The sequence below is a fragment of the Stenotrophomonas sp. Steno-Z10-HUANG genome (assembly GCF_056393075.1).
Map to the genome: position 1 here is coordinate 340209 of NZ_JBWJPA010000002.1, position 23533 is coordinate 363741.

General features: G+C 70.1%; 17 protein-coding genes and 5 tRNA genes. 6 read left to right on the forward strand and 16 right to left on the reverse strand.

Going from position 1 to position 23533, the window contains the following annotated elements:
- Window positions 1–44: 44 nt before the first annotated feature.
- Window positions 45–120 (forward strand) — tRNA-Ala (locus AC06E6_RS04565).
- 72 nt (window positions 121–192) lie between these two features.
- On the opposite strand, the gene AC06E6_RS04570 is transcribed toward AC06E6_RS04565, so the two are convergent.
- Window positions 193–1743 carry a sensor domain-containing diguanylate cyclase gene (locus tag AC06E6_RS04570; RefSeq protein WP_202626440.1) on the reverse strand — a complete coding sequence of 517 codons (1551 nt, stop codon included), beginning with the start codon at window positions 1741–1743 and terminating at the stop codon, window positions 193–195.
- Window positions 1744–1894: 151 nt separating this feature from the next.
- Window positions 1895–1970 (reverse strand) — tRNA-Phe (locus AC06E6_RS04575).
- Between the two features lie 263 nt (window positions 1971–2233).
- Here AC06E6_RS04575 and AC06E6_RS04580 point away from each other — a divergent pair.
- The gene (locus AC06E6_RS04580; protein WP_104938591.1) at window positions 2234–2773 is read left to right on the forward strand and encodes a lipocalin family protein; all 540 of its coding nucleotides are present in this window, start codon (window positions 2234–2236) and stop codon (window positions 2771–2773) included.
- A gap of 10 nt (window positions 2774–2783) precedes the next feature.
- Here the strand turns inward: AC06E6_RS04580 and AC06E6_RS04585 are convergent, their stop codons facing one another.
- The 5 genes from AC06E6_RS04585 to AC06E6_RS04605 form a co-directional block, all read right to left on the reverse strand.
- On the reverse strand, window positions 2784–4238 hold the full coding sequence (locus AC06E6_RS04585) for an amidohydrolase (RefSeq protein WP_104940175.1): 1455 nt from the start codon (window positions 4236–4238) through the stop codon (window positions 2784–2786).
- Between the two features lie 17 nt (window positions 4239–4255).
- The gene (locus tag AC06E6_RS04590) at window positions 4256–6076 is read right to left on the reverse strand and encodes an amidohydrolase family protein (protein ID WP_478060430.1); all 1821 of its coding nucleotides are present in this window, start codon (window positions 6074–6076) and stop codon (window positions 4256–4258) included.
- Between the two features lie 15 nt (window positions 6077–6091).
- Window positions 6092–7102, reverse strand: coding sequence for a FecR family protein (locus AC06E6_RS04595; RefSeq protein WP_104938590.1), 1011 nt, complete (start codon window positions 7100–7102; stop codon window positions 6092–6094).
- Window positions 7086–7673, reverse strand: coding sequence for an RNA polymerase sigma factor (locus AC06E6_RS04600; RefSeq protein WP_478060431.1), 588 nt, complete (start codon window positions 7671–7673; stop codon window positions 7086–7088). The genes AC06E6_RS04595 and AC06E6_RS04600 overlap by 17 nt, the downstream gene beginning before the upstream one ends.
- Window positions 7674–7734: 61 nt before the next feature.
- On the reverse strand, window positions 7735–11094 hold the full coding sequence (locus tag AC06E6_RS04605) for a TonB-dependent receptor (protein ID WP_478060433.1): 3360 nt from the start codon (window positions 11092–11094) through the stop codon (window positions 7735–7737).
- Between the two features lie 174 nt (window positions 11095–11268).
- On the opposite strand from AC06E6_RS04605, the gene AC06E6_RS04610 reads away from it, so the two are divergent.
- The 4 genes from AC06E6_RS04610 to dxs all read left to right on the forward strand — a co-directional run bounded on the left by AC06E6_RS04610 (window position 11269) and on the right by dxs (window position 16766).
- On the forward strand, window positions 11269–11745 hold the full coding sequence (locus AC06E6_RS04610; protein ID WP_478060435.1) for an LEA/WHy family protein: 477 nt from the start codon (window positions 11269–11271) through the stop codon (window positions 11743–11745).
- A gap of 37 nt (window positions 11746–11782) precedes the next feature.
- The gene (locus AC06E6_RS04615; RefSeq protein ID WP_293762005.1) at window positions 11783–13573 is read left to right on the forward strand and encodes an acyl-CoA dehydrogenase C-terminal domain-containing protein; all 1791 of its coding nucleotides are present in this window, start codon (window positions 11783–11785) and stop codon (window positions 13571–13573) included.
- A 77-nt stretch (window positions 13574–13650) separates the two neighbouring features.
- On the forward strand, window positions 13651–14316 hold the full coding sequence (locus AC06E6_RS04620) for an HNH endonuclease (RefSeq protein ID WP_313256155.1): 666 nt from the start codon (window positions 13651–13653) through the stop codon (window positions 14314–14316).
- Window positions 14317–14855: 539 nt separating this feature from the next.
- Window positions 14856–16766, forward strand: coding sequence for a 1-deoxy-D-xylulose-5-phosphate synthase (dxs, locus tag AC06E6_RS04625; protein ID WP_161614747.1), 1911 nt, complete (start codon window positions 14856–14858; stop codon window positions 16764–16766).
- Window positions 16767–17017: 251 nt separating this feature from the next.
- Here dxs and AC06E6_RS04630 read toward each other — a convergent pair whose 3' ends face one another.
- From AC06E6_RS04630 to kdsB, 9 genes are all read right to left on the reverse strand, one after another.
- Window positions 17018–17161 carry a hypothetical protein gene (locus tag AC06E6_RS04630; RefSeq protein WP_158681832.1) on the reverse strand — a complete coding sequence of 48 codons (144 nt, stop codon included), beginning with the start codon at window positions 17159–17161 and terminating at the stop codon, window positions 17018–17020.
- 448 nt (window positions 17162–17609) lie between these two features.
- Window positions 17610–17683: transfer RNA gene (locus tag AC06E6_RS04635), tRNA-Cys, on the reverse strand.
- A 78-nt stretch (window positions 17684–17761) separates the two neighbouring features.
- Window positions 17762–17837 (reverse strand) — tRNA-Gly (locus AC06E6_RS04640).
- 183 nt (window positions 17838–18020) lie between these two features.
- Window positions 18021–18096, reverse strand: a tRNA-Gly gene (locus AC06E6_RS04645).
- A gap of 50 nt (window positions 18097–18146) precedes the next feature.
- Complete coding sequence (pgsA, locus tag AC06E6_RS04650) at window positions 18147–18761, reverse strand: CDP-diacylglycerol--glycerol-3-phosphate 3-phosphatidyltransferase (protein WP_104938586.1); 615 nt, start codon at window positions 18759–18761, stop codon at window positions 18147–18149.
- Window positions 18762–18768: 7 nt separating this feature from the next.
- On the reverse strand, window positions 18769–20688 hold the full coding sequence (gene uvrC / locus AC06E6_RS04655; protein ID WP_478060438.1) for an excinuclease ABC subunit UvrC: 1920 nt from the start codon (window positions 20686–20688) through the stop codon (window positions 18769–18771).
- Window positions 20685–22100 carry a hypothetical protein gene (locus AC06E6_RS04660; RefSeq protein WP_478060439.1) on the reverse strand — a complete coding sequence of 472 codons (1416 nt, stop codon included), beginning with the start codon at window positions 22098–22100 and terminating at the stop codon, window positions 20685–20687. Before AC06E6_RS04660 ends, uvrC begins: the two co-directional genes overlap by 4 nt.
- A complete protein-coding gene (locus AC06E6_RS04665; RefSeq protein ID WP_478060441.1) occupies window positions 22097–22585 on the reverse strand; it encodes a low molecular weight protein-tyrosine-phosphatase in 489 nt (162 codons plus the stop codon). The genes AC06E6_RS04660 and AC06E6_RS04665 overlap by 4 nt, the downstream gene beginning before the upstream one ends.
- Entirely contained in the window at window positions 22582–23355 is a 774-nt protein-coding gene (gene kdsB / locus AC06E6_RS04670; RefSeq protein WP_313232997.1) for a 3-deoxy-manno-octulosonate cytidylyltransferase, read from the reverse strand. The genes AC06E6_RS04665 and kdsB overlap by 4 nt, the downstream gene beginning before the upstream one ends.
- Window positions 23356–23533: the final 178 nt, after the last annotated feature.

Genomic DNA, 23533 nt, shown 5'->3' on the forward strand with positions numbered 1-23533 from the left:
CGGGGTCCCTGCCCCTCCAGCGCACTGCATCCACCAGGAAGTACGGGGCCATAGCTCAGCTGGGAGAGCGCGTCGTTCGCAATGACGAGGTCGGGAGTTCGATCCTCCCTGGCTCCACCAAAACAAAAACCCCGGGTATCCCCCGGGGTTTTTTCTTGCCTGGCGACCGGTGCGGCCCGACTGCGTTGCCGCTCAGTTCCCCGGCACGTACACCTCCACCCGGTTGCGGCCGCCGCGCTTGGCTGCGTAGAGCATGTCATCGGCGTTCTTGAACACGGTGCCGACGTCGGCGCTGCTCTCCGGCCAGGCGGCCACGCCCAGCGAGACCGTGACCCGGTCGACCGGCGCCATGTTGGCCCGCTCGATCTGCAGCCGGAGCCGCTCGGCGACCTGCGCGGCACTGGCCACCGAGGCGCCCGGCAGCAGCAGCACGAACTCCTCGCCGCCCACGCGGCAGGGCGTGTCGTCCACCCGCGAGATATCCTGCATGTGCATGGACAGCTGTTTCAGCACCAGGTCGCCGACATCGTGGCCCCAGGTGTCGTTGACCCGCTTGAAGTGGTCGATGTCCAGCGACACCACCGCGAACGGCGTGCCGCGCTCCTGCAGCTCCTGCACCCGCGCCTGCAGATGGCGGCGGTTGCCCAACCCGGTCAACGGGTCGGTGTTCACGTCCTCGCGCAGCTTGCTGATGCTCTTCTGGAACAGGCCGATGCCCAGCAGCATGGCCTTTTTCAGCTCGCGCGATTCGAAATACCAGGAGCGCACCGAACGGATGCGCTGCGGGGTGCCGGGCTGGTCCATGTGCCGCGCGCCGTCGGCCAGCATGCGCAGCGGGTGGGCGATGATGCGCGCGCACCACCACAGCAGCAGCACGGTGGCAATGGCCAGCGGCAGCGTCTTGACGAACACCGTGCGCATCAGCGAGGTCAGCGGCGCCAGGGTGACGTCGCGCGGGCGTTGTGCGATCACGCCCCAGCCGGTTGCCGCGACCGGCGCGTAGCCGGCCAGCATGGTCGTGCCCTTGCTGTTGACGAGGGTGGCCGTGCCGCTGCCGCCACGGGTCACCTCGTCGACCGCGGCGTTGCCGTTCACCACCTTGCCGATGCGACCCGGGTCGGGGTGGTAGATGATCCGCCGCTCGCCATCGACCACGTACAGGTAGGAACCATCGCGGTAGAAGTGACGGCCCAGCAGCCGGTCCAGGATGTTCTCCTTCTGCAGGTGGATGGCGCCACCGATCGCGCCGAGGAAGCCGCCGCGCGGGTCGCGGATCGGGCTGACCATGAGCACGATGAAATTGCCGGCTGCCGACAGATAGGGCTTGCTGATCAGCGGCTGACGCGACCGGATCGATTCACGGACCGCGGCGCTGGCGAGGGTCTTGCCCTGCAGCTGCAGCGTTTCCGGCGAGGTCGCCAGCACCTTGCCGGCATCGTCGAAGATGACGATGGAATTGAAGCTCTTGCTCATCAGCCGCAGGCGGGCGGCTTCCTTGTCGAGCCGGTCGGCATCGTCCATCTGCCCGGCCAGCAGCTGGGCGGTGTAGTCCAGCTGCAGCTGTGCGGACTGGACGAAGTCGTCGGTGCTCTTGGCGAGCTTGGTCGCGTACGCCAGATTGCTCTCAAGGGTGCTGTCGATCAGCTGCTGCCGCTGCACCTGGTAGCTGGCATGCAGCGTCTTGGCGAACGGCAGGAAAGCACCCAGCAGGGCCAGGGCCAGTATCAGCTTGCGCAGGTCCATCGCCGTCGTTGCCCTCCCGCGCCGGGATGCCCGATCCACCGGACCGTCGCCTGCAGTGACGGTTCCGGCGCCGCATGCCGCCGCTTTCGCACAACCGGCGGCCATGCGTACAAAAAAAAAGACCTGCATTACTGCAGGCCTTTCGTATTCGTGGTGGCCGGGGAGGGAATCGAACCCCCGACACGGGGATTTTCAATCCCCTGCTCTACCAACTGAGCTACCCGGCCACTTTGTTTTCGCGACGTTCCCGCCGGCGAGGACGCGCATGATACGGAGGTCTTGCTGTTTCGGCAAGCGTTATCGGCAAGTTTTTTTCGATGCCGGCAACACGGCGGACCGAGCGCGGCCATCCGCGCATGGCCGCATGCGTTCGCCGCCGATGCCCGGGCATGACACGCATCGGCCGCGCGGCATGCGCCCCAACAAAACCTTTACTTCGCCGCGCCCGGCTTTGCATAGCCTGCACTCCATCCCGGGATGGCCAGAAACCATGCACCCTCGCCTGCTGTTGTCGTTGCCGCTGTCGTTGCTGCTCGCCTGCACCGCACAGGCGGCGGCGCCGGTGGAATCGGTCGGACGTTTCGAGCTGGACCGTTACGCCGGCCAGTGGCACGAGATCGCGCACCTGCCGGTGTCGTTCCAGAAGAAGTGCGTGGCCGACATCACCGCCAGCTACCGGCTGCGCGCCGATGGCCGGATCAGCGTGCTCAACCGCTGCCGCACCGGCGATGGCGGCATGATCGAAGCCGAGGGGGTCGCGCGCCCGGTCAGCGGCCACCCGGGGCGCCTGCAGGTGCGCTTCGCCCCCGACTGGCTGTCGTGGTTGCCGTGGGCGTGGGCCGACTACTGGGTGATCGCGCTGGATCCGGATTACCAGTGGGCGATGGTCGGCGAACCCGGGCGCAGATACCTGTGGATCCTGTCGCGCACGCCGTCGATGGACGCCGCCCTGCTCGAGCGGCTCAAGCGCCAGGCCGCCGACATGGGCTACGACCTGGCGCCACTGAAGGTGATGGCGCCGGTCGACTGAGCGCACGCGCTCATGGCGCGCCGGGCCCGCGCCGGTAATCCAGCGGCGGCGCGTCGCGCTGCAGCAGCGGCACGTAGCGGAAGTCCGCGCCGCGGCGCCGGCCGAATTCCTCCCTGGCCCTGCCGACGATGTCCGGCGACTGGAACAGCCGCACCGCCGCCAGCGCCAGCGCCTTGGCTGCATTGAGCGCGCCCTTGGCGCCCAGCGGGGCACCCGACGCGGCCACCGCCTGCCAGCTGTGCGCCGGCGTGCCCGGCACCCAGGTGGCGGTGCCCAGGCCGGCGGTCGGGACGTTCCAGCTGACGTCGCCGACATCGGTCGATGCGCTGCCGGCCAGGTCCGCGCGGTAGGGCTGCAGCTGCATCGCCACCGCCAGCGGCGGCCGCCGCTCCAGGCTCTGTTGCAGCGCTTCGGCGAAGGCCTGCTCGGCGGCGTCGTAGCGCACGCCGCCGACCTGCTCCAGCGCCGCCTGCATCACCTGGCCCAGGGTGTCGTTGGGCAACAGCGAGAACACCCCGCCGGTCTGCTCGAACTCGACCGTGGTACCGGTGCCCATGGCCGCGCCGTCGGCGGCCCTGCGCAGGCGCGCGAACACCTCGCGCACCACCGCCGGATCGACATGGCGCACGTAGTAGTAGGCCTCGGCGAAATCAGGCACCACGTTCGGCGCGCTGCCGCCGTTGCTGATCACGTAGTGGATGCGGGTGCCGTCGGGCACGTGTTCGCGCATCAGGTTGGCCATGTGGTTGAACGCCTCGACCGCGTCGAGCGCGGAGCGTCCGCGGTCCGGCGCGATGGCCGCGTGCGCGGCGACGCCGTGGAAGCGGAACTTGCCGCTGATGTTGGCCAGGCTGGTGCCCTGCGCGGCCGAGTTCTCGGCCGCCGGATGCCAGTGCAGCACCACGTCCACATCGTCGAACAGCCCGGCGCGGGTCATGTAGACCTTGCCGGAGCCGCCCTCTTCGGCCGGCGTGCCGTACAGGCGTACTTCGCCCGGCGTGCCGCTGGCCTGCAGCCATTGCGCGATGGCGCGCGCGGCGCCCACCGACGCCGCGCCGAACAGGTTGTGGCCACAGGCCTGGCCCGCGTCCTGGCCGTCGATCGGCATGCGCACCGGCCCGGCCGCCTGCGCCATGCCCGGCAGCGCGTCCATTTCGGCCAGCAGCGCGATCACCGGTCCGCTGCCGCGCGTGCCGTACGAGGCGACGAACGCGGTCGGCATGCCGGCCACGCCGGCTTCGATGCGGAAGCCAGCCTGGCGCAGTTCCTGCTGCAACAGGCGCGAGGAGCGCTCTTCCAGGTAGCCCAGCTCGGGCTGCCGCCACAGCGCCTGGGCGACCTGCGCCTGGCGTGGTGCATAGGCGTCCAACGCCGCCAGCACCCCGGGCTCGGCCGCCCAGGCCACGCCGGCCGCGCAGGCCACCAGCCCGGCGCCCAGCCGGATCCCGAACCGCGCCCGCCGCATGCCCATCGCCCGCACCCTCAGTAGAAGCCCACGTTGTCGATCTCGAACCACACCTTGCCGCCGGCCTCGCCGCCGGCGGAGAACACCAGCTGCTGGACGTCGTCGCCCTGCCATGCGGCCACCGGGCCCTTGCCGCGGTAGGGCGGCTGTCCCTGCAGCGCGGAGAACGGGATCTCCACGCTGCGCCACTGCGGCGCGGCCTGGACCGGGGCGATGAAACGGCGGTCGCCCAGTGCCCGCACCTCCAGCCGCAGCGCCGGCGTGCCGCCGCGTACGTCGAAGCGGATGCCGCGGTAGCCGCGCAGGTCCACCGGCGCGACCGAACCGCGGCTCAGCGGCAGGATCGCCGCAGCATAGGCGTTGGGCTTGGTGGACAGCCGCGCCTGGACCGACAGCGCGTGGCCGCCGCTCTCGCGAGCGACGGTCTCGCTGACCTGCAGCGTGCGGTCGTTGCCACCATCGGCCTCGTCGATGCGCAGCGTATCCAGCGCGGTGCGCCCGTCGGCGCGCTCGAAGTCGTCGACCAGCGGCGCCACCGCCTGCGCCGGCAGCGCCAGCGCGCGGTTGCCGGCCGGCAGCACCGTGCCCGGCCCGTGCACCTGGCGGCCGGCGACGTAGACCCGCTGGGTGTTGCGGATATCGGCGATGCGCTCCCAAGGCCGCCCCTTCACCAGCAGCAGGTCGGCACGCTTGCCGACCTCGACGGTGCCGCGGTCGTCCACGCCCAGCGCGCGGGCGCTGTTGGCGGTGCCGGCGACCAGCGCCTCGGCCGGGGTCAGCCCGGCGTCGACCAGCAGCTCCAGTTCACGCAGGGTCGAGGCCCCGTGCGGCGTGCCGGTCATGCCGGCATCGGTGCCGACCACCACCGGGATGCCGGCATCGTGCAGCGTCTTCACGTTGCGCAGGGCATCGGCGAAATTGCGCTCGCGCTGCCGCAGCACCTCCGGGCGGGTACCGGCGGCACCGCTGCCATCCACGCGCGCGGGCAGGTACACCGCCAGCGACGGCGCGTAGGCGGTGCCATGCTCACGCATCAGCCGCACCAGTTCGGCGTCCACGGGCATGTCCTGCACGCTGTGCGCGATCACGTCCACGCCGGCGCGCGCGGCGACCTTGCCGCGTTTGACCATCACCGTGTGCGAGAACACCTTCAGCCCGTGCCGGTGCGCCTCGTCCACCAGCGCGGCCAGGGTCTCCTCGTCCATGCTGCTGTTGTCGGCAGCGTTGGAATAGCGCCAACCGTCGGTGAAGGCCTTGATGAAGTCCGGCTTGTAGGCCGCCACCGCACGCACGCCGGCGCGCGCGGCCTCCGGCGAATTCACCCAGCGGGTGGTGTTCTCGTCGCCCCAGTCGGCACCGTGGCCGAGCGGCGTGCTCATGCGCGCGGCGAATTTCACGTCCGGCGCGGCGATGTCGGCCAGCCAGGCGCGGCGCGGCGCATAGGCCTCGGGCGGCTCGTGGAAATCGCTGACGGTTGTCACGCCGGCGGCCATGTACAGGTTGGCGATCTGCGGCAGCTCGGCCGGGCGCGCATTGGGCGTCCAGTGGGTGTGCAGGTCGAACAGCCCCGGCAGCAGCGCCTGGCCACGGGCGTCGATCACTCGCGCACCGCGGGGCGCGGCCAGGGCCTGGCCGGCACCGGCGACCGCCGCGATGCGGCCGTCCAGCACCAGCACGCTGCCCGGATACGCGGGGCGCCCGGTGCCATCGAACACCATGGCATCGCGGATCAGCAGCGCCGTATCGGCGGACGTAGCGGCCACGCTGGCCTGCCCGGAGGACAGCAGCAACGCGGTGAGCAGGGCGAGCGCGCGGGCGCGGCGGGGAGTGATGTTCATGTATTCAATCCAGAGTCATTGCATGGAATGCGCCGCCTGCGGCGCGCTCTGCGGGGTGCGCAGGCGCACCACCTTGCCCTGCTGTTCGACCACCAGCCCCAGGCTCAGGGCAACGCTGCGGGCGAAGCCCAGCGGGTCGCTGGCCGAGTACAGGCCGACGATGCGGCGGCTGCCGACCAGCGGATCGTCGATGACGATGCGGGTGTCGCTGTAGCGCAGGAACTGCGCGGCCGCTACCGACAGCGTGTCGCCGTTGAACGACAGCATGCCCTCGCGCCAAGCCAGCTGCTGCTCCAGGTCCTCGGCGGGCACGGCCTCGATGCGGATGCCGTGGCTGCGATTGGCCAGCGCGCGGTAGTTGGCCAGCAGGCGCGCCGGTGCCACCGCGCCCTGGGTGTCGGCCACGTCCACCACCCCTTCGCGCACCAGCACCTCGACACCGCCGCTGCGACGCTCGGTGAGGCTGACCGCGAAACTGGTGCCGACCGCGGTCACGTCGGTTTCCTGCGCACGCACCACGAACGGGCGGCCGGGGTTCTTGGCCACGTCGAACAGCGCCTCGCCCTGCAGCAGGGTGATGCTGCGGCGTGCGTCGTCGTAGCGCACGCGTACCTGCGAATCCGAGTCCAGGGTGATCGCCGAACCGTCCTCCAGCGGCACCCGCAGGATTTCGCCGCGGCGCGTGGCGTAGTACTCGGCATCATCCTGCTGGCGGTGCACGCCGATCACCAGCAGGCTCAGTGCCGCGGCCATGCCGGCCGCCCAGCGCAGCACCCGCCGCGAACGCCGGAAACGCGGCGGCACGGGAGCCGCGGCGATCGCGGCCGTGCCATTGGACAACGCGCGCGCACGCGCGGTGCGTGCCAGCACCGCATGCGCCCGCGCATAGGCGCCGAAGTGGCGCACATCGGCCTGCAGCCAGGCATCGCGCGCGACCGCGTCGGCGGCCGTCAGCGGGGCCCGGTCCTCGCGCGCGACCCAGGCCGCGGCGATATCGTCGATGCTGTGCTCATCGCGTGCGCGCATGGCGTGTTCCTCCTGCCGCAGGCCGTTCCCTGCCCTCGTCCGCCTCTTTCCCGTCACGCTTCATCGAATCCATCAATACCCGGATTCCCTTGCAGATGTGTTTCTCCACGGTGTTCTCGCTGATCTGCATCCGCTGGGCGATCTCGCGCTGCGAGTACCCCTCGATCCGGCGCAGGACGAAGGCCTGCCGGCACTTGTCCGGCAGGCTGTCGATCAACGCGCCGATCCGCGCCAGTTCCTGCCGCGAGGACGCGGTCCGCTCCGGGCACGCCTCCTCGCCGCCGATGGCCACCCGCTCGATCTCGGCCACGGCCTCGATCGACACCACCTGCGCACGCCGCAGCTGCTGCAGCACCACCGACTGCGCCACCGAGTACACGTAGGCGCGCGGCTGGCGTACGTGGGACACGTCCGCCAGCGCCGCCAGGATGGCGTAGGTCTCCTGGATCACGTCATCCACGTCCTGGCGCACCGGCAGCCGCCGCTGCAGCCAGTCGCGCAGCGCCGGCTCGCACGGCAGCACGTGCTCGGCGAGCCACAACGCACGCGCGGCGCCCAGTGCCGCGCTCATCGCCGCACCCCCGCGGTGCCCGGCGCGTGCCGGGCGTTTTCACGGACAACGTCTGGAATCATCAGAACGCCTTGGTCACGTTGACGTACCAGTAGCGCGGATACGCCTGGTACACCGCCGAGGAATAGCCGAACGCGTCGCTGGACACCGGCGGCCGCTTGTCGGCCAGGTTGTTGGCGCCGACCTTCAGCGACAGCCCGTCCATCCAGCCGTCGCCGCGGAAGTCGTACTTGACGAAGGCATTGGCCAGGGTCTGCGACTTCACCGTCCACGGCGTGCCGTCGGCCAGCACCAGGCCGTTCTCGACGAACGCACTGCTGTAGCGCGCGCTGGCGCCGACCGACAGCTGCTGGTAACGCCAGGTGAGGGTGCCGGACCACTTCCACTGCGGGTTGCCGCCGTTGCCGATCAGGTTGCCGCCGCCGGTGACCCGGATCGACGGATCGACCAGGCCGCTGCCCTTGGCGTCTTCCAGCGCCTGCAGCGCCGGCGAGCGCTGGCGGTAGAACTCGATCAGGCGGGTGCCGTTGAGCGACACGTCGAAACGACCGGCGCGGGTTTCCGGCGAGGCCCAGCTGAAGCTGTAATCCACGCCGCGCACGGTCTGCGGTTCGAGGTTGACGTACTGGTCCTTGACGTACAGCACCTTGCCCGCGGCCTCCAGGCCGGTACCGGCGTAGCGCGCGATGTCGTCGGCGGTGGGGTCGGCGCGCACCACGTCGGCGTTGCTGCCGCCCTGCTGGCGCAGCACGTAGTCCAGGATCAACGCGTTGCCCTCGCCGAACAGGCCGATGATGCCTTCCTGCGCGTACTTGTAGTAATCCACCGCGAAGGTGAAGCGGCCGAAGTCCTCGGGGATGAACTGCGGCTGGAACACGATGCCGGCACTGGTGTTGGTCGAGGTTTCCGGCTTCAGGTCCGGGTTGCCCGAACGGCGCGCGGTGGTCGAGGCGGTGTAGCCCTTGCAGGCCGCCATCGAGGCCTGCGCGCCGCTGCGCACGTCGGCCAGGCACTGGACCCAGTCGGTGCGGTTGTTGGAGCGGCTGACCATGGTGGCGTTGACCTGCTCCAGGTTGGGCGCGCGGAAGCCCTTGGCCCAGGACGAGCGCACGGTCAGGCCGTCGATGATCTGCCAGCCCAGCGCCAGCTTCGGCTTGGCCACGCTGCCGAAGTCGTTGTAGCGCTCGGCGCGGCCGGCCACCTGCAGGTCCAGCGAACGCACCAGCGGGATGTCCATCCCCGGCGCGACCAGCGGCACCGAGAACTCGGCGAACACGCCGGCGACGGTGCGCGAACCGTAGGTGTCCGGGGTCGGGCTGACGCCATACATGTCGCTCGGGTACTGGACCCCGGTGATCGCGTCGGTGAAGGTCAACGAACCGTCGACGTGGGCGTCGCGGTCGTCGCGCTGGGTCTCATGGCGCACTTCCATGCCGGCCGCCATGCCGACGTCGCCGGCCCAGGTGCGGAACAGGTCCGGGCGCGAAGCCTTGACGTCCCACAGGTACAGTTCGGTCTCGCTCTGGCGCTTGGCCTTGTAGAAGAACCGGTCGAGCTTGCTCCAGTCGTTGCAGCCGCCGCAGAACGGGTTGTAGGCCGCCGCGGTCGAATCGGCCAGCGCCTGCTGGAACAGGGTCATGCTCACCGCGTCCTGGGTGTCCTCGACCCTGGCCTTGGAGTACAGCGCCGCGCTTTCCCAGTCGAAACCGAAGTGGTAGCCGCGCAGGCCGACCAGCGCGCGCACCTGGGTGTTCTTGACCTCGATCCGGGTCGGGCGCTCGAAGCGGTAGCTGGTGATCGTCACCGGCAGGCCGTTGGGACCGATGTTCAGGCCCTGCAGCCGGTTCGGGTTGAGCGTGCCGTCGGGCAGGTACATCGCGCCGAACGGGTTCCAGTAGTTGCTGGCGGCGACCGTCATCGGCAGCGAGGAAATGGTGTTCACGCCATTCTGCAGGCTGTAGGCGCGCGAGTCGTACAGGCCGGCCTCGCTGAACAGCGAGATGCCGTTCTCGAAATCATGCTTGCCGGTGGCGAACAGGTTGATGCGGCGCACGTCCGGCGCGATCGACACCGGGTACAACGACTGGTGGTTGTCGCGCAGGTTGGCGTCGGCACCCGAGGTGGCCTTGCTGCCGGACTGCACGCACAGGCCGTCGCCGAGGGTCGCGGCGCAGTTGCCGTTGCTGGTCGGCTTGACGTGGAAGGCGCCGGCGGCGGTGGTCAACCACTTGCCGTTCTGCGACACGCGCGCGCCATTGGCGGTGAAATTGCCCCACGGACTGTTGGTGTTGCGGTTGTCCACCCCGGCCAGGCCTGCGTACGGGGTACCGGCGAAGTCGTCGATGCGGTTGCCGCTGCGGGTCCAGTCCTGGTCCAGCGAATTCAGGCCGGTGGTGTTGTAGTAGTTGAAGGCCACGGTGACGTTGGAGCGCAGGTCCTGCGAATTGCGGCCCCACATGCCGTTGACCGACACATCGCTCAGGTGGGTGCCCTCGCCCACGCCCTTCTGCACGCTCAGCGTGCCGCCGTCCATGTCGTCGCGCAGCACGTTGTTGACCACGCCGGCCACCGCGTCGGTGCCGTAGATCGCGGCGGCGCCGTCCAGCAGCACCTCGACCCGGCGCAGGTTGGCCACCGGCACGGTGTTGGCGTTGTAGGTCAGCACCGGCACCAGGTTGCCGTCGGCCTGGCTGGTCGGGTGCACCACGGTGCGGCGGCCGTTGATCAGCAGCAGCGTGTTGCCCACGCCGAGCCCGCGCAGGTTGACCGAGGCGATGTCGCCACGCGCGTAGTTGGAGCTGTTGCCGCCGTTGGTGCCGCTGAAGGAGACATTGCCCATCTGCGGGATGGAGCGGTACAGGTCGTCGCCGGAGACCGCGCCGGTGGCTTCGATCTGCTCGGCCTGCAGCGTCGCCACCGGCAGGATCGCCGCCGACTTGCTGCCCTTGATCTGGCTGCCGACCACGGTGACCTGGTCCAGCGTATTGACCGGGCCGCTGGCCGGCGCCTGCTGCGGCGCCGGGGCCACCGGCTCGGGTTCGGCGGCCTGCGCCACCGCCAGCCCGCCCAGGCCACCGAGCGAGGCCAGCATCGGCGCGGCGGCGCGCAGGGTGATCGTACGGCCGTCGTCCGAGGCGATCGCCAGCCCGGTGCCATTGAGCAGGCGGTTCAACGCCTGCCGCGGGTCCATCTGCCCCTTCAGCTGCCCGACCTCGATCCGCCCCTCGTCGCCCATGGCGGCCGGTGCGATGATCTGCAGGCCCGCCTGGCGGGCGAATTCAGGCAGCACTTCCTCGATGCGACCGCCTTCGATATCGAACTGCGGCGGTGCGGCGAGCGCCGGCATGGCCACGCACAGCGCCGCGGCGGCCAGGCCGCCACGGATGGCGCTGGCCAGCGGCAACAACTTGAATGAACGCATTGATGAACCCCTCTCCGGTATATGCGAATGCGGCGACGTTGTCGGTCTCCTCACCTGCCTAGATGAGCCTGCGCGGAAGTTCCGCCATCGGCCGCACCTTCGCCCCCCGGCCATGCCCGCCATACGGCGTAGTATCCTTTGGCCAACCCCTCCGGATCCCGAGGACCGAGCAGTATGCGTTTTCGCCCACAGTACGTCCTGACCGCAGTTCTCAGCCTCGCCCTGGCCGCGTGCGGCGGCGGCATGGTGAAGCGGGTTTCCGAACCCGCCGCCGGCATCCAGCAGCTCACCGTCACCAACGACGGCAGCTGGGAAGTCGAGCTGCGGCTGCGCAACTACAGTTCGATGCCGATGCGCTTCGACGACGTCGCCCTGCGGATCAAGGTCGGCGACCAGGCCGCCGGCACCCTGGCCGCCACCCCGGGGCTGTCGATCGGCCCGGAATCGGCCGACGTGATCAAGGTCCGCCTGCAGCCGGCCTCGCCGGCGCGCATCGTCGTGGCCGACGCCCTGGCCGGCGGCCGCTCGCTGTTCTACGAGCTGGAGGGCACGGTCAAGGCCACCCCGGAAGAAAAAAAGCAGCGCAGCTTCGAGGTGAGCGCACGCAACACCCTGAACCAGGCGCCGGGCCTGCCCGGCGTGCTGCGCTGATCCGCCTCCCCTTTCCGTTTCATCCGAGATCGCACCGATGAGCAACTACAAGGCACCCGTTACCGACCTCCGCTTCGCCCTGCACGACGTGCTCAAGGCCGAGTCTCTGTTCGCCGCGATGGGCCACGCCGACGCCAGCGCCGACGTCATCGACGCCGTGCTGGAGGAAGCCGGCCGCTTCAGCGCCAGCGTGCTGGCGCCGCTCAACGCAGTGGGCGACCAGAACGGCTGCACGCTGGACAAGGCCACCGGCGAGGTGACCACCGCGCCCGGTTTCAAGGAAGCGTACGCGCAGTTCGTCGACGGCGGCTGGACCGGCCTGACCGCCGCGCCGGAGTTCGGCGGCCAGGGCATGCCCGAAACCCTGGGCATGGCGCTGAGCGAGATGGTGTCCTCGGCCAACCTGGCCTGGAGCCTGTTCCCGATGCTGTCGCACGGCGCGGTCGAGGCACTCAAGCACTACGGCGAGGACTGGCAGAAGGAAGCCTTCCTGAAGCCGCTGGTGGCCGGCAACTGGACCGGCACCATGTGCCTGACCGAGCCGCATGCCGGCACCGACCTGGGCCTGCTCAAGACCCGCGCCGAGCCCAACGCCGATGGCAGCCATGCCATCACCGGCACCAAGATCTTCATCACCGCCGGCGAGCACGACCTGAGCGAGAACATCGTCCACCTGGTGCTGGCCAAGCTGCCCGACGCCCCGCCCGGGCCGAAGGGCATCTCGCTGTTCGTCACCCCCAAGTACAAGGTCGGCCGCGACGGCACGATGGGCGAGCGCAATGCCCTGCGCTGCGGCGCGCTGGAACACAAGATGGGCATCCACGGCTCGTCCACCTGCGTGATGAACTTCGACGGCGCCCAGGGCTACCTCGTGGGCCAGCCGCACAAGGGCCTGCAGGCGATGTTCGTGATGATGAACTCCGCCCGCCTCGGCGTCGGCATCCAGGGCCTGGCGCAGTCCGAGCGCGCCTACCAGGGCGCCCTGGCCTACGCCCGCGAGCGCCTGCAGTCGCGCGCGCCGAAGGGCGCGCAGCTGGCCGACAAGCCGGCCGACCCGATCATCGCCCAGCCGGACGTGCGGCGCATGCTGCTGTCGATCAAGGCACTGACCGAAGGCGGGCGGCTGCTGGCCGCGCACGCCTACACCCAGCTCGACGCCGCGCAGAGCGCCGGCGACGCACAGGTGCGCGCCGATGCCGAGACCCTGGTCAGTTTCCTCACGCCCATCGTCAAGGCCTGCCTGACCGAGTGGAGCATCGAGTGCACCTACAACGCCCAGCAGTGCTTCGGCGGCCACGGCTACATCGCCGAGCACGGCATGGAGCAACTGGCCCGCGACGCCCGCATCACCACCCTGTACGAAGGCACCACCGGCATCCAGGCGCTGGACCTGATCGGGCGCAAGACCGCCCTGTCGCAGGGCGCGGGGCTGAAGCTGTTCCTGGCCGAGATCCAGGCGTTCATCGCCGCCAACGGCGACAATCCCGCCGTCGCCGAATTCCTGCCGGTGCTCGGCGCCCGGGCCAACGAATGGGGCACGCTGACGCGCAGCGTCCTGCAGCGCGCTGCGGCCAATCCCGAGGAGCTGGGCGCGGCCAGCTGGGACTATCTGTTCTACAGCGGCTACGTCGCCCTGGCCTACTGGTGGGCGCGCGCGGTGGCCGCGGCGCAGGCATCGGCCCACCCCGACGCCTTCAAGCAGGCCAAGCTGGAAACCGCGCGCTTCTACTACGCGCGCATCCTGCCGCGCACCCTGGCCCATGCCGCCAGCATGGAAAGCGGTGCCGCGCCGCTGATGGCCATGGACGCCGCGCGCTTCGGCGAGTGAGCCCGGCCCGGCCGCCATCGTCGATGGCGGCCGGGTTTACACAAATTGTCACGCTTCGTGTATAAGCTGTTTTCCCGATGGAGACAGACACTACACCGCGTGGTCTGATCGATACCGGAGTCGCCGCTTCCGCTCCGGACGTGGAGTTTTCGCTCCCGCCCTCCCTGCACCGCCTTGGTTCCGTGCGCCTGCTGTCGCTGGACGCGCACGGCCGCGTGCTCGACTGGATCAACTGGCAGGAAGCGTCCTGCCTCTACGCGCGCGGCGCGGTGGCCTGGACCCTGGGCGACCCCTGCCTGCATGTGCACGGCGCCATCAACCGCGCCAGCGGCCTGCGCAGCGGCCTGGACCTGCACCCGATCATCGCCTCGCGCGGCCATGCCCGTTCGCGCGCCATCGACCCGACCCCCAACCTCACCAACACCGCGCTGTTCGCCCGCGACGCGCAGCTGTGCCTGTACTGCGGCCAGCAGTTCAGCCGCCCGCACCTGACCCGCGACCACGTGATGCCGCTGTCCAAGGGTGGCCGCGACATCTGGGAGAACGTGGTCAGCGCCTGCTTCCAGTGCAATTCGCGCAAGAGCAACCGCACCCCGCAGCAGGCCAACATGCCGCTGTTGGCGGTACCGTACCGGCCGAGCTGGATCGAGCACCTGATCCTGTCCAACCGCAACATCCTGGCCGACCAGATGGCATTCCTGCAGGCACAGCTGCCAAAGAAGGCCCCGCGCCGCAGCACCTGAGCCGGCGCGATGCCGGTGCACGACTGCCGGACATGTCCAGCGTGCGGGGATTCATCGACGCGTTCGCCCGCCCGCGACGCGCGCCAGCGTCCGTTCACCCGCACCGCGCCCGAGGGCGTTGCCCCTGAGGCGACCCGGGCAGGCACCGCGACGCAGCACCGGCGCCTTGCGCTCTGACTGGTGCGCGGCCCGCGTGTCGCGCGGGCATACATGGACGTGTGCTCCCGCCCGCGCATATCGCCACCGCACCCCGTTCCTGGCCGACCCGACGCCGTTGCCGCAGGCCCGGGTAGGCACCAACCGCATGCACCCATCGCGGTCCCGGCGCCTGAACCGGCCACCACCTGCGCACCCCGGGATGCCATCACCAGGCCCAAGCACCCATCGGACGCATCGGGCGAGCGCCGCCACGGCGCAAGCTGAACCCCACCCGCACTCCTGCCGCGGAAGCCGTCATCGGCGGCCCACGCCACCGGTGGTTTGCTTGCCCCACCCCGGAATGGGGGCGAAAATACCGGTCCAGCTGAAACGCGAAGAACATGATCGACTCCGTCCGCTATCCGCGCCTGTCGCGCATCCAGACCCCGCACGATCTGCGCACGTTCGATGAAACCGAACTGACCGCGGTCGCCGGCGAGCTGCGCGATTACCTGATCGAATCCGTGGGCCGGAGCGGCGGCCACTTCGCCGCCGGGCTGGGCGTGATCGAACTCACCGTCGCCCTGCACTACCTCTACGACACCCCGGTCGACCAGCTGGTGTGGGACGTCGGCCACCAGACCTACCCGCACAAGATCCTGACCGGCCGCCGCGACACCATCCACACGGTCAAGCAGAAGGACGGCGTGGCGCCGTTCCCCAAGCGCGAGGAAAGCGAGTACGACACGTTCGGCGTCGGCCATTCCTCGACCTCGATCTCGGCGGCGCTGGGCATGGCCATCGCGCGCCAGCGCCAGGGCGACGAGCGCCGCATGGTGGCGGTGATCGGCGACGGCGCGATGACCGCGGGCATGGCGTTCGAGGCGCTGGCGCATGCCGGCGGCATGGACGAGGAGCCCAACATCCTGGTCATCCTCAACGACAACAACATGTCCATCTCCGAGGCGGTGGGCGGGCTGACCAAGATGCTCGGCCGCGCCACCGCCAGCCGCACCCTCAACGCGCTGCGCGAGGGCGGCAAGAAGATCCTCGGCGACAAGCGCCACAGCCCGCCGGCGCGCTTCGTCAAGCGCTGGGAGGAGCAGTGGAAGGGCATGTTCGTGCCGTCCACCGCGTTCGAGCAGATGGGCTTCCACTACACCGGCCCGATCGACGGCCACGACCTGCCGCTGCTGCTGTCCACCCTCAAGACCCTCAAGGGCAAGAAGGGGCCGCACCTGCTGCACATCATGACCACCAAGGGCAAGGGCTACGAGCCGGCCGAGGGCGACCAGATCGGTTACCACGCCGTCGGCCCGTTCGACCCGAGCAAGGGCCTGCCGGCCAAGAGCGCGCCGAAGAAGCCGACCTACACCGACGTGTTCGGCGACTGGCTGTGCGATGCCGCCGCCGCCGAGCCGCAGCTGATGGGCATCACCCCGGCCATGCGCGAGGGCTCGGGCCTGGTGCGTTTCAGCAGGGAGTACCCGCAGCGCTACTTCGACGTGGCCATCGCCGAGCAGCACGCGGTGACCCTGGCCGCGGGCATGGCCACCCAGGGCGCAAAGCCGGTGGTGGCGATCTATTCCACCTTCCTGCAGCGCGCCTACGACCAGCTGGTGCACGACGTCGCCATCCAGAACCTGGACGTGCTGTTCGCCATCGACCGCGCCGGCGTGGTCGGCCCGGACGGCGCCACCCATGCCGGCAACCTGGACCTGAGCTTCCTGCGCTGCGTGCCGAACATGCTGGTGATGGCGCCGGCCGACGAGGCCGAGTGCCGGCAGATGCTCAGCACCGGCCTGCAGTACCGTGGACCGGCGGCGGTGCGCTACCCGCGTGGCACCGGTCCGGGGGTCGCGCCCGGCGTGGATCTGTCCACCCTGCCGATCGGCAAGGCGCAGCTGCGCGCACAGGGCCAGCGCCTGGCTATCCTGGCCTTCGGCTCCACCGTCGCGGCCGCCGAGCAGGTGGGACGCGAACTGGGCCTGAGCGTGGTCAACATGCGCTTCGTCAAACCGCTGGACCGCGCCCTGCTGCTCGACCTCGCCCGCACCCACCAGGGCTTCGTCACCGTCGAGGACAACGTGGTCGCCGGTGGTGCCGGCTCGGGCGTGTCCGAACTGCTCAACGCCGAGGCCGTGGTGCTGCCGGTGCTGCACCTGGGCCTGCCGGACAGCTTCCAGCACCATGCCAGCCGCGAAGACCTGCTGGCCGAAGCCGGCATCGATGCGGCCGGCATCCGCGACGCGATCCTGCGGCGCTGGCCGGACGTGCGCGGCACCACCGCGCCGCTGAGCGTAGCCGGCTGACTGACGGCCTCTGGATGCGTGCACCCGTTGCCCTGCCGGCAGCGGGACGACCCGGTGCATGCGCAGGCGGCGGCCCCCCGGCGTTCCGTCGCGGCCCTCCACGGGTGCGCGGGCACCGCCGTTTCCCGCGTTTCCCGATTGCCTCCTGCCGGCGCGCGTACCGGACTGGCGCCAAGCACACCCGCGAAAGGCCCGGCCATCAGGGTGATGGCCGGGCCTGGGCTGCATGCGCGCTGGCGCAACGCTGCGGCTTACTCTTCTTCGTCGTTGCCCTGGCCCGGCGCCTTGCGCTGCTGGCCCTGGTCCTGCTGCCCGGGTTGCTGTTTCTGGTTGGGGTTGTCCGGGTTCTGCTGCCCGACGTTCTGCTTCGGGTTCTGGTCGCGCTGCTGGGTCATGACGGTCTCCTGATTGCCGCGGCCGGTTGCCGTGGTGGGACGAGCATCCCGCCGGCACCGTTGGCACGTTGTGCGCGGCCGTCAACACCAGGATCACGACGCTGACTGTCGCCACGGGCGCAATCGCGGAGCGCGCGCGCCGCACTGAAACCACCGCGGCAAAGGCCGCGCTCACGTTCGTCGGGACGCATCCAGCAGGCGCTTCAGCGCATGCGCGGGCAGCCGGCGCCGCGCGGCGCCACAAGGGCCGCCTGGCGCCGCCCGCGCGCGATCCTGTGCGCCGTGGATGACGGCGGCACGCCGGCACGGCAAATGGCACTGATCGCGAGCTGCCGACCGCGCGCGCAACCTCCGCCCGACACGCGCGCCACCGGCGCAGCACACTCCGGCACCCGGCGCGCTGCGCAATCCAGAAAAAGAAAAAGCCCTGAATCATCAGGGCTTCAAATGGAGGCCTGGGTCGGAATCGAACCGGCGTACGCGGATTTGCAATCCGCTGCATAACCACTCTGCTACCAGGCCACAATCTTGTCGATCGTACAGGAAGAAAAACCTCTTCCCGATATGAAAAAACCCCGCTCGCGGGGCCTTTTCGTAATCTGGAGCGGGAAACGAGACTCGAACTCGCGACCTCAACCTTGGCAAGGTTGCGCTCTACCAACTGAGCTATTCCCGCTTGGGAGCCGTGCATTCTACAGACTTCGTAGGAATTGCGCCAGCCTTTTTAACAACTTTCTTCACGCTTCCGGGAAGCTTTCCGGCTTCCCCGCATACCGCCTGCAATCAGCTGATCGCGTCGATATACATGAGGTGAATTCCCTGATTCAGCTCCGTTGAAAACCCGGAAGCTTCATCGATCTGGAGCGGGAAACGAGACTCGAACTCGCGACCTCAACCTTGGCAAGGTTGCGCTCTACCAACTGAGCTATTCCCGCTTGGGAGGCGAAATTCTACATGCAATCGCCTACCTGTCAACAGCCCTGTTTCATCTTTTTTTCGACTGCGAGCGCGCGGCGATTTCGTCCTCGCGCAGGCTCGGCCAGGCCGCGCGCAGGTACTGCACGGCGGACACCAGCGTGAGCAGCGCGGCGATCGCCAGCATCCAGTCGCCGATGTGGAATATCGGCCCACCCAGCCAGATGTCGGTCACCGGCGTGTTGGGGGATACCGAGTACAGCAGGCACAGCAGCGCGATCATCTGCGCGGTGGTCTTGATCTTGCCGATCATCGCCACCCGCACCTTGGCGCGCTGGCCGATCTCGGCCATCCACTCGCGCAGCGCGGATACCGCGATCTCGCGACCGACGATCACCGCGGCCCAGAACGCCATCCATGCGGTCGGGTGGCCCTGCACGATCAGGAACAGCGCCACGGCCACCATCAGCTTGTCGGCCACCGGGTCGAGGAAGGCGCCGAACGCCGAATGCATCTGGTAGCGGCGCGCGACCCAGCCATCCAGCCAGTCGGTGATCGCCGCCAGGCCGAACACCGCGGCCGACGCGAAGTTCGTCCACGTATACGGCAGGTAGAACACCAGCACCAGCACCGGGATCATCACGATCCGCAGCAACGTCAGCCAGGTGGGTACGGTCAGGGTCATTACAGCTTTACTCCGCTGCCGGATCCGGGATCGACAGTCCGTGAAGGTTAGCGTAGATGCGCGTTGCAAGGGCGGCATTGATGCCTTCCACGCGCGCGATCTCGGCTTCGCCGGCCGCTTTCAGCCCGGCCAGTCCACCGAAATGCTTGAGCAGGCTGGCGCGGCGCCGCGGGCCGATGCCGGGAATATCCTCCAGCCGACTGGTCATGCGCGCCTTCTGCCGGCGTCCACGGTGCCCGGTGATCGCGAAACGGTGCGCTTCGTCACGCACCTGCTGGATGAACTGCAGCGCCGGCGACGCCGTGCCCGGGCGGATCTCGCGCCCGTCGGGCAACACCAGCGCCTCGTGGCCGGCGCGGCGCTCGACGCCCTTGGCGACGCCCAGCAGCAGCACGCCCTCGACCCCCAGGTCGGCCAGCGCGGCCTGCGCCTGCGCGAGCTGCCCGGCGCCACCATCGATCAGCAGCACGTCCGGCAAGGCCGGCAGGTCGCCACTGCGCGACGCGGCGCGGGAACGCCCGCCGTCGCTGGCATCGGCGTCCGGCGCCGCCATCTCCGCGGCCTCCAGCGCGCGCCGGAAGCGGCGGTCGATGGCCTGGCGCATCGCCGCGTAATCGTCGCCGGGCTCGATGCCGCTGATGTTGTAGCGCCGGTACTGCGCGCGCACCGGGCCGGCCGCGTCGAACACCACGCACGACGCCACCGTGGCCTCGCCCATGGTGTGGCTGATGTCGAAACACTCCACGCGCCGGACCGGTTCGGCCAGGCCCAGCATCTGCCGCAACGCCTCGCTGCGCGCATGCTGCGCACCACGGCTGTCGAGCTCGCTGACCAGGCTGATCTGCGCGTTGCGGCTGGCGAGTTCGACATAGCCGGCACGCTCGCCGCGCACGTTCCATTTCAGAACCACCTTGCGCTCGGCGGCGCTGGCCAGTGCCGCCTCGATCATCCCGGCGTCGGGAATCTCGCGGTCCAGCAGCACTTCCGGCGGTGGCGCGTGCTCGGCGTAGTACTGCGACACGAACGCGCCCAGCACTTCCTCGGCGCTGTCCTCGCCGTTGGTGCGCGGGAAGAACGCGCGCGTGCCGAGGTTGCGGCCATCGCGGAAGGCCAGCAGCAGCACGCACGCACTGGCGCCCTGCGTCGCGCAGGCCAGCACGTCCAGGTCGGCGGCGCGGCCGTCCACGTACTGCCGGTTCTGCATGCTGCGCAGCGAGGCGACCAGGTCGCGCAGGCGCGCGGCGCGCTCGAACTCCAGGGCGTCGCTGGCCTGCTGCATCGCCTGCACCAGTTCATCGGCCAGCTGGTCGCTGCGGCCTTCGAGGAACAACGCCGCGCGGCGTACCGATTCGTCGTACTCCGCCTGCGCCACCAGCTCCACGCACGGCGCGCTGCAGCGGCCTATCTGGTACTGCAGGCAGGGCCGCGAGCGGTTGCGGAACACGCTGTCCTCGCAGCTGCGCAGCTTGAACAGCTTGTGCATCAGGTTCAGCGTCTCGCGCACCGCACCCACGCCCGGATACGGCCCGTAATAGCGTCCCGGCACCGAGCGCGGACCGCGATGCAGGGCGATGCGCGGCCACTGCTCGCGGGTGAGCAGCACCTGCGGATAGGTCTTGTCGTCGCGCAGGGAGACGTTGTAGCGCGGCGCCAGCGACTTGATCAGCTGGTTCTCGAGCAGCAGCGCCTCGGCCTCGGTGCGGGTGACGGTCACGTCCATCCGCGCCACCTGCGCAAGCATCATCATGATGCGCCGGCTCTTCGGCGAGCCGTTGAAATAGCTGCCCACGCGCTTGCGCAGCGCGCCGGCCTTGCCCACGTACAGCAGCGTGTCGTCGGCCGCGTACATGCGGTACACGCCCGGCGCGGTACTCAGCGCCGCCGCGTACGCCCGGCCGTCGAACCCGCTTGTCACCGTGCCGCTCATTCCTCGATCGGCACGTGGCCCAGTTCGCCGCTGACCGGGTCGAACCGCAGGATCGCATGGGCATCGGTCTCGGCGATCCACACCGCGCCGGCGGCCACCGCCAGCGCGGCCGGGCCGTGCAGGCGCCGCGGCAGGTCGACGGTGGTCAGGTCACCGCCCCCCAGGCGCAGCATGCGCAGGCAGCCGTTGCCGGCGTCGGCGATCCACAGCAGCGGCGATTCGCTGCCCATCGCGATGGCCTGCGGATACTGCAGGTGCGCGCGGGCGCGCGGTCCATCGGTGTTGCCGAACTCCCACGGCCCCTGCCCCACCAGGGTCTGCACCACGTCGCCGCGCAGCTGCACCGAGCGGATCGCCGACCCCAGCGCGTCGCAGACATACAGCACCTGCTGCACCGCCACCACGCCGCAGGGCTGGGCGAACGCGGCCAGATGCCCACCGCCGTCGCGCACTTCCAGCGCACCGGCGCCGGCGCGCCAGCGCAGCGCGCGGATGCCCAGGTCGTAGCTCCAGATGTGGTTGTCACCGGCCATGGCGATATGCAGCTGGTTGTCGGCGATGGCGATGTCCAGCGGGTGGCTCAGCGGACTGTCCCATGGCTGCGCCAGCACGCCGGCCACCGGATCGCCGGCGCGGCCGGTGCCGCACAGGGTATCGACCTGCCCGCTCGGCAGGTGGATGCGACGCACGGCATGGTTGCCGGTATCGGCGACGTAGAGCATCTCGCGCTCTAGCGCCAGCCCATGCGGCCGGTTGAACGCCGCCTCGGCCGCCGGCCCGTTGACCAGGTCCGCGCTGCCGACGCCGAACTGGCGCAGCACGCGCCCGCCATGGGTGCATTCGAGGATGCGGTGGTGGCCGGTATCGGCGACATAGAGCCGGTCGGCGCTGGCCGCCAGGCCAGCGGGGAAGCGCAGTGGCAGGCGTGGTTCCACGTTGGTTTCCGCAACCGCGCGCAGGTCCTCGTCGGCAGGCCGCGCCAGTCCTTCGCACAGCGCGTTGAGGCTGCGCTCCAGGTCGCCGGCGGCGCCCACCAGGCGCTCGCGTTCCTGGCCCTGGGCATCGATCAGCAGCAGCGTCGGCCATGCCTCGATGCCGAAACGGCGCCATGTTTCCCACTGCGCGTCGAGCAGGATCGGTGCGCCGACGCCATGCCGGCGCAGCAGCTTCAGCGCCGGCTGCGGCTCACGTTCGAAATCGAAGCGCGGCACCTGCACCACCAGCAGTTGCACGCGCCCGGGGTTGCGCGCCTGCCACTGCAGCACCTCGAGCAGCCGCTGCACGCACCAGACCGAGGCGGCGTTGACGAAGGCCAGCACCAACGGGCGGCCGGCGTGGTCCTGCAACGTGGACGGCGCCGCATTGAGCCAGATGCCGGACTTGGGAAGATCCATCGCAGGCTGAGCGTTCATGGGCCGATTATGCCGGAGTCGGGCGCGGCCGACAGGCGCCTGACCACCGCCTCGGCCGCGGCCTCCAGCAGCGCCCAGCTGTGCTCGAAATCCGCCTCGCCGCCGTAATAGGGATCGGGCACCGCGCTGGCGCTGGTGACCCCGGCCCAGGGCAGCAGCAACGCGGCCCTGGCGCGCGCCTGCGGCGGCGCCAGCGCCCGGGCCTGGTCCAGGTTGTCCGGGTCCGCGCACAGGATGTGGTCGAAACGGAGGAAGTCGGCGGGCTGCAGTTGGCGCGCGCGCAGCCCGGAGATGTCTACCCCGTGGCGGCGCGCGCAGGCCACCGCCCGCGGATCCGGCACCTTGCCGCGGTGCCAGCCGGCGGTACCCGCCGAGTCCACCTCGACCCGCCCAGCCAGCGGCGAACGCGCGATCCGCGCGCGCAGGGCACCCTCGCCCATCGGCGAGCGGCAGATGTTGCCCAGGCACACCACCAGCAGCTTCAACGCGCGCCCTCCAGCCGTGCGACGGCACGCGCCAGGTCTTCCGGGGTATCGATGCCCGGCGGGAACGGCTCCGGCGACAGCGCCACGGCGATACGGAAGCCCGCCTCCAGCACCCGCAGCTGTTCCAGCGACTCGATCTGCTCCAGTGTCCCCGGTGGCATCGCCGCGAACTGCTGCAGGAAGCCGGCGCGGTAGCCGTAGATGCCGATATGGCGCAGCCATTGCGCCTGCGGCAACTGCGCGGTCGAGCGGGCGAAGGCGTCGCGGTGCCAGGGAATGGGCGCGCGGCTGAAGTACAGCGCATCGCCCCGCGCGTTGCGCACCAGCTTGACCACGTTGGGGTCGAACAGGGTCGCGGCGTCCTCCACCGGCGTGGCCAGGGTCGCCATCGGCGCGTCGCTGGCCGCCAGCGTCGCCGCCACCGCGCGGATGCCGGCCGCCGGCGCGAACGGCTCGTCGCCCTGCAGGTTGACCACAATGGCCCGCTCGTCCCAGCCGGCGTGGCGCGCGCATTCGGCCAGCCGGTCCGTGCCCGACGCATGGTCATCGCGGGTCATCGCCACGCGGATGCCGTCCAGCCCATCGAGCGCGTCGGCGATCCGCCGGTCGTCGGTGGCCACCCACACTTCGCGCGCGCCGGCATCCAGGGCGCGCCGCGCCACGTGCACGACCATCGGCTGCCCGGCCAGCAGGGCCAGGGGCTTGCCGGGCAGGCGGGTGGACGCATGGCGCGCCGGGATCGCCACGACGAATTCAGGAACCACGTTCATCTGTACTCCTTGCCCGCTCCGGGCTGCACTGGATGGCCCCGCTCGGCGCGACGCGCATGCCCGCGCGGGGACGGAAATCGCCGCTGAGGATAAGGGTTGCCACCGCCGTGGCGTACGCCCGCATGGCCAGGCTTCGACCGGGTTCGCATTTGCCACGCACGCCAGCCCTGCCCGCCGG

What these genes read in the sequence shown, in the direction of transcription:
- AC06E6_RS04570 (WP_202626440.1), bottom strand. Translation starts at nt 1,743, where the DNA reads ATGGACCTGCGCAAGCTGATACTGGCCCTGGCCCTGCTGGGTGCTTTC.
- AC06E6_RS04580 (WP_104938591.1), top strand. Translation starts at nt 2,234, where the DNA reads ATGCACCCTCGCCTGCTGTTGTCGTTGCCGCTGTCGTTGCTGCTCGCC.
- AC06E6_RS04585 (WP_104940175.1), bottom strand. Translation starts at nt 4,238, where the DNA reads ATGCGGCGGGCGCGGTTCGGGATCCGGCTGGGCGCCGGGCTGGTGGCC.
- AC06E6_RS04590 (WP_478060430.1), bottom strand. Translation starts at nt 6,076, where the DNA reads ATGAACATCACTCCCCGCCGCGCCCGCGCGCTCGCCCTGCTCACCGCG.
- AC06E6_RS04595 (WP_104938590.1), bottom strand. Translation starts at nt 7,102, where the DNA reads ATGCGCGCACGCGATGAGCACAGCATCGACGATATCGCCGCGGCCTGG.
- AC06E6_RS04600 (WP_478060431.1), bottom strand. Translation starts at nt 7,673, where the DNA reads ATGAGCGCGGCACTGGGCGCCGCGCGTGCGTTGTGGCTCGCCGAGCAC.
- AC06E6_RS04605 (WP_478060433.1), bottom strand. Translation starts at nt 11,094, where the DNA reads ATGCGTTCATTCAAGTTGTTGCCGCTGGCCAGCGCCATCCGTGGCGGC.
- AC06E6_RS04610 (WP_478060435.1), top strand. Translation starts at nt 11,269, where the DNA reads ATGCGTTTTCGCCCACAGTACGTCCTGACCGCAGTTCTCAGCCTCGCC.
- AC06E6_RS04615 (WP_293762005.1), top strand. Translation starts at nt 11,783, where the DNA reads ATGAGCAACTACAAGGCACCCGTTACCGACCTCCGCTTCGCCCTGCAC.
- AC06E6_RS04620 (WP_313256155.1), top strand. Translation starts at nt 13,651, where the DNA reads ATGGAGACAGACACTACACCGCGTGGTCTGATCGATACCGGAGTCGCC.
- dxs (WP_161614747.1), top strand. Translation starts at nt 14,856, where the DNA reads ATGATCGACTCCGTCCGCTATCCGCGCCTGTCGCGCATCCAGACCCCG.
- AC06E6_RS04630 (WP_158681832.1), bottom strand. Translation starts at nt 17,161, where the DNA reads ATGACCCAGCAGCGCGACCAGAACCCGAAGCAGAACGTCGGGCAGCAG.
- pgsA (WP_104938586.1), bottom strand. Translation starts at nt 18,761, where the DNA reads ATGACCCTGACCGTACCCACCTGGCTGACGTTGCTGCGGATCGTGATG.
- uvrC (WP_478060438.1), bottom strand. Translation starts at nt 20,688, where the DNA reads ATGAGCGGCACGGTGACAAGCGGGTTCGACGGCCGGGCGTACGCGGCG.
- AC06E6_RS04660 (WP_478060439.1), bottom strand. Translation starts at nt 22,100, where the DNA reads ATGAACGCTCAGCCTGCGATGGATCTTCCCAAGTCCGGCATCTGGCTC.
- kdsB (WP_313232997.1), bottom strand. Translation starts at nt 23,355, where the DNA reads ATGAACGTGGTTCCTGAATTCGTCGTGGCGATCCCGGCGCGCCATGCG.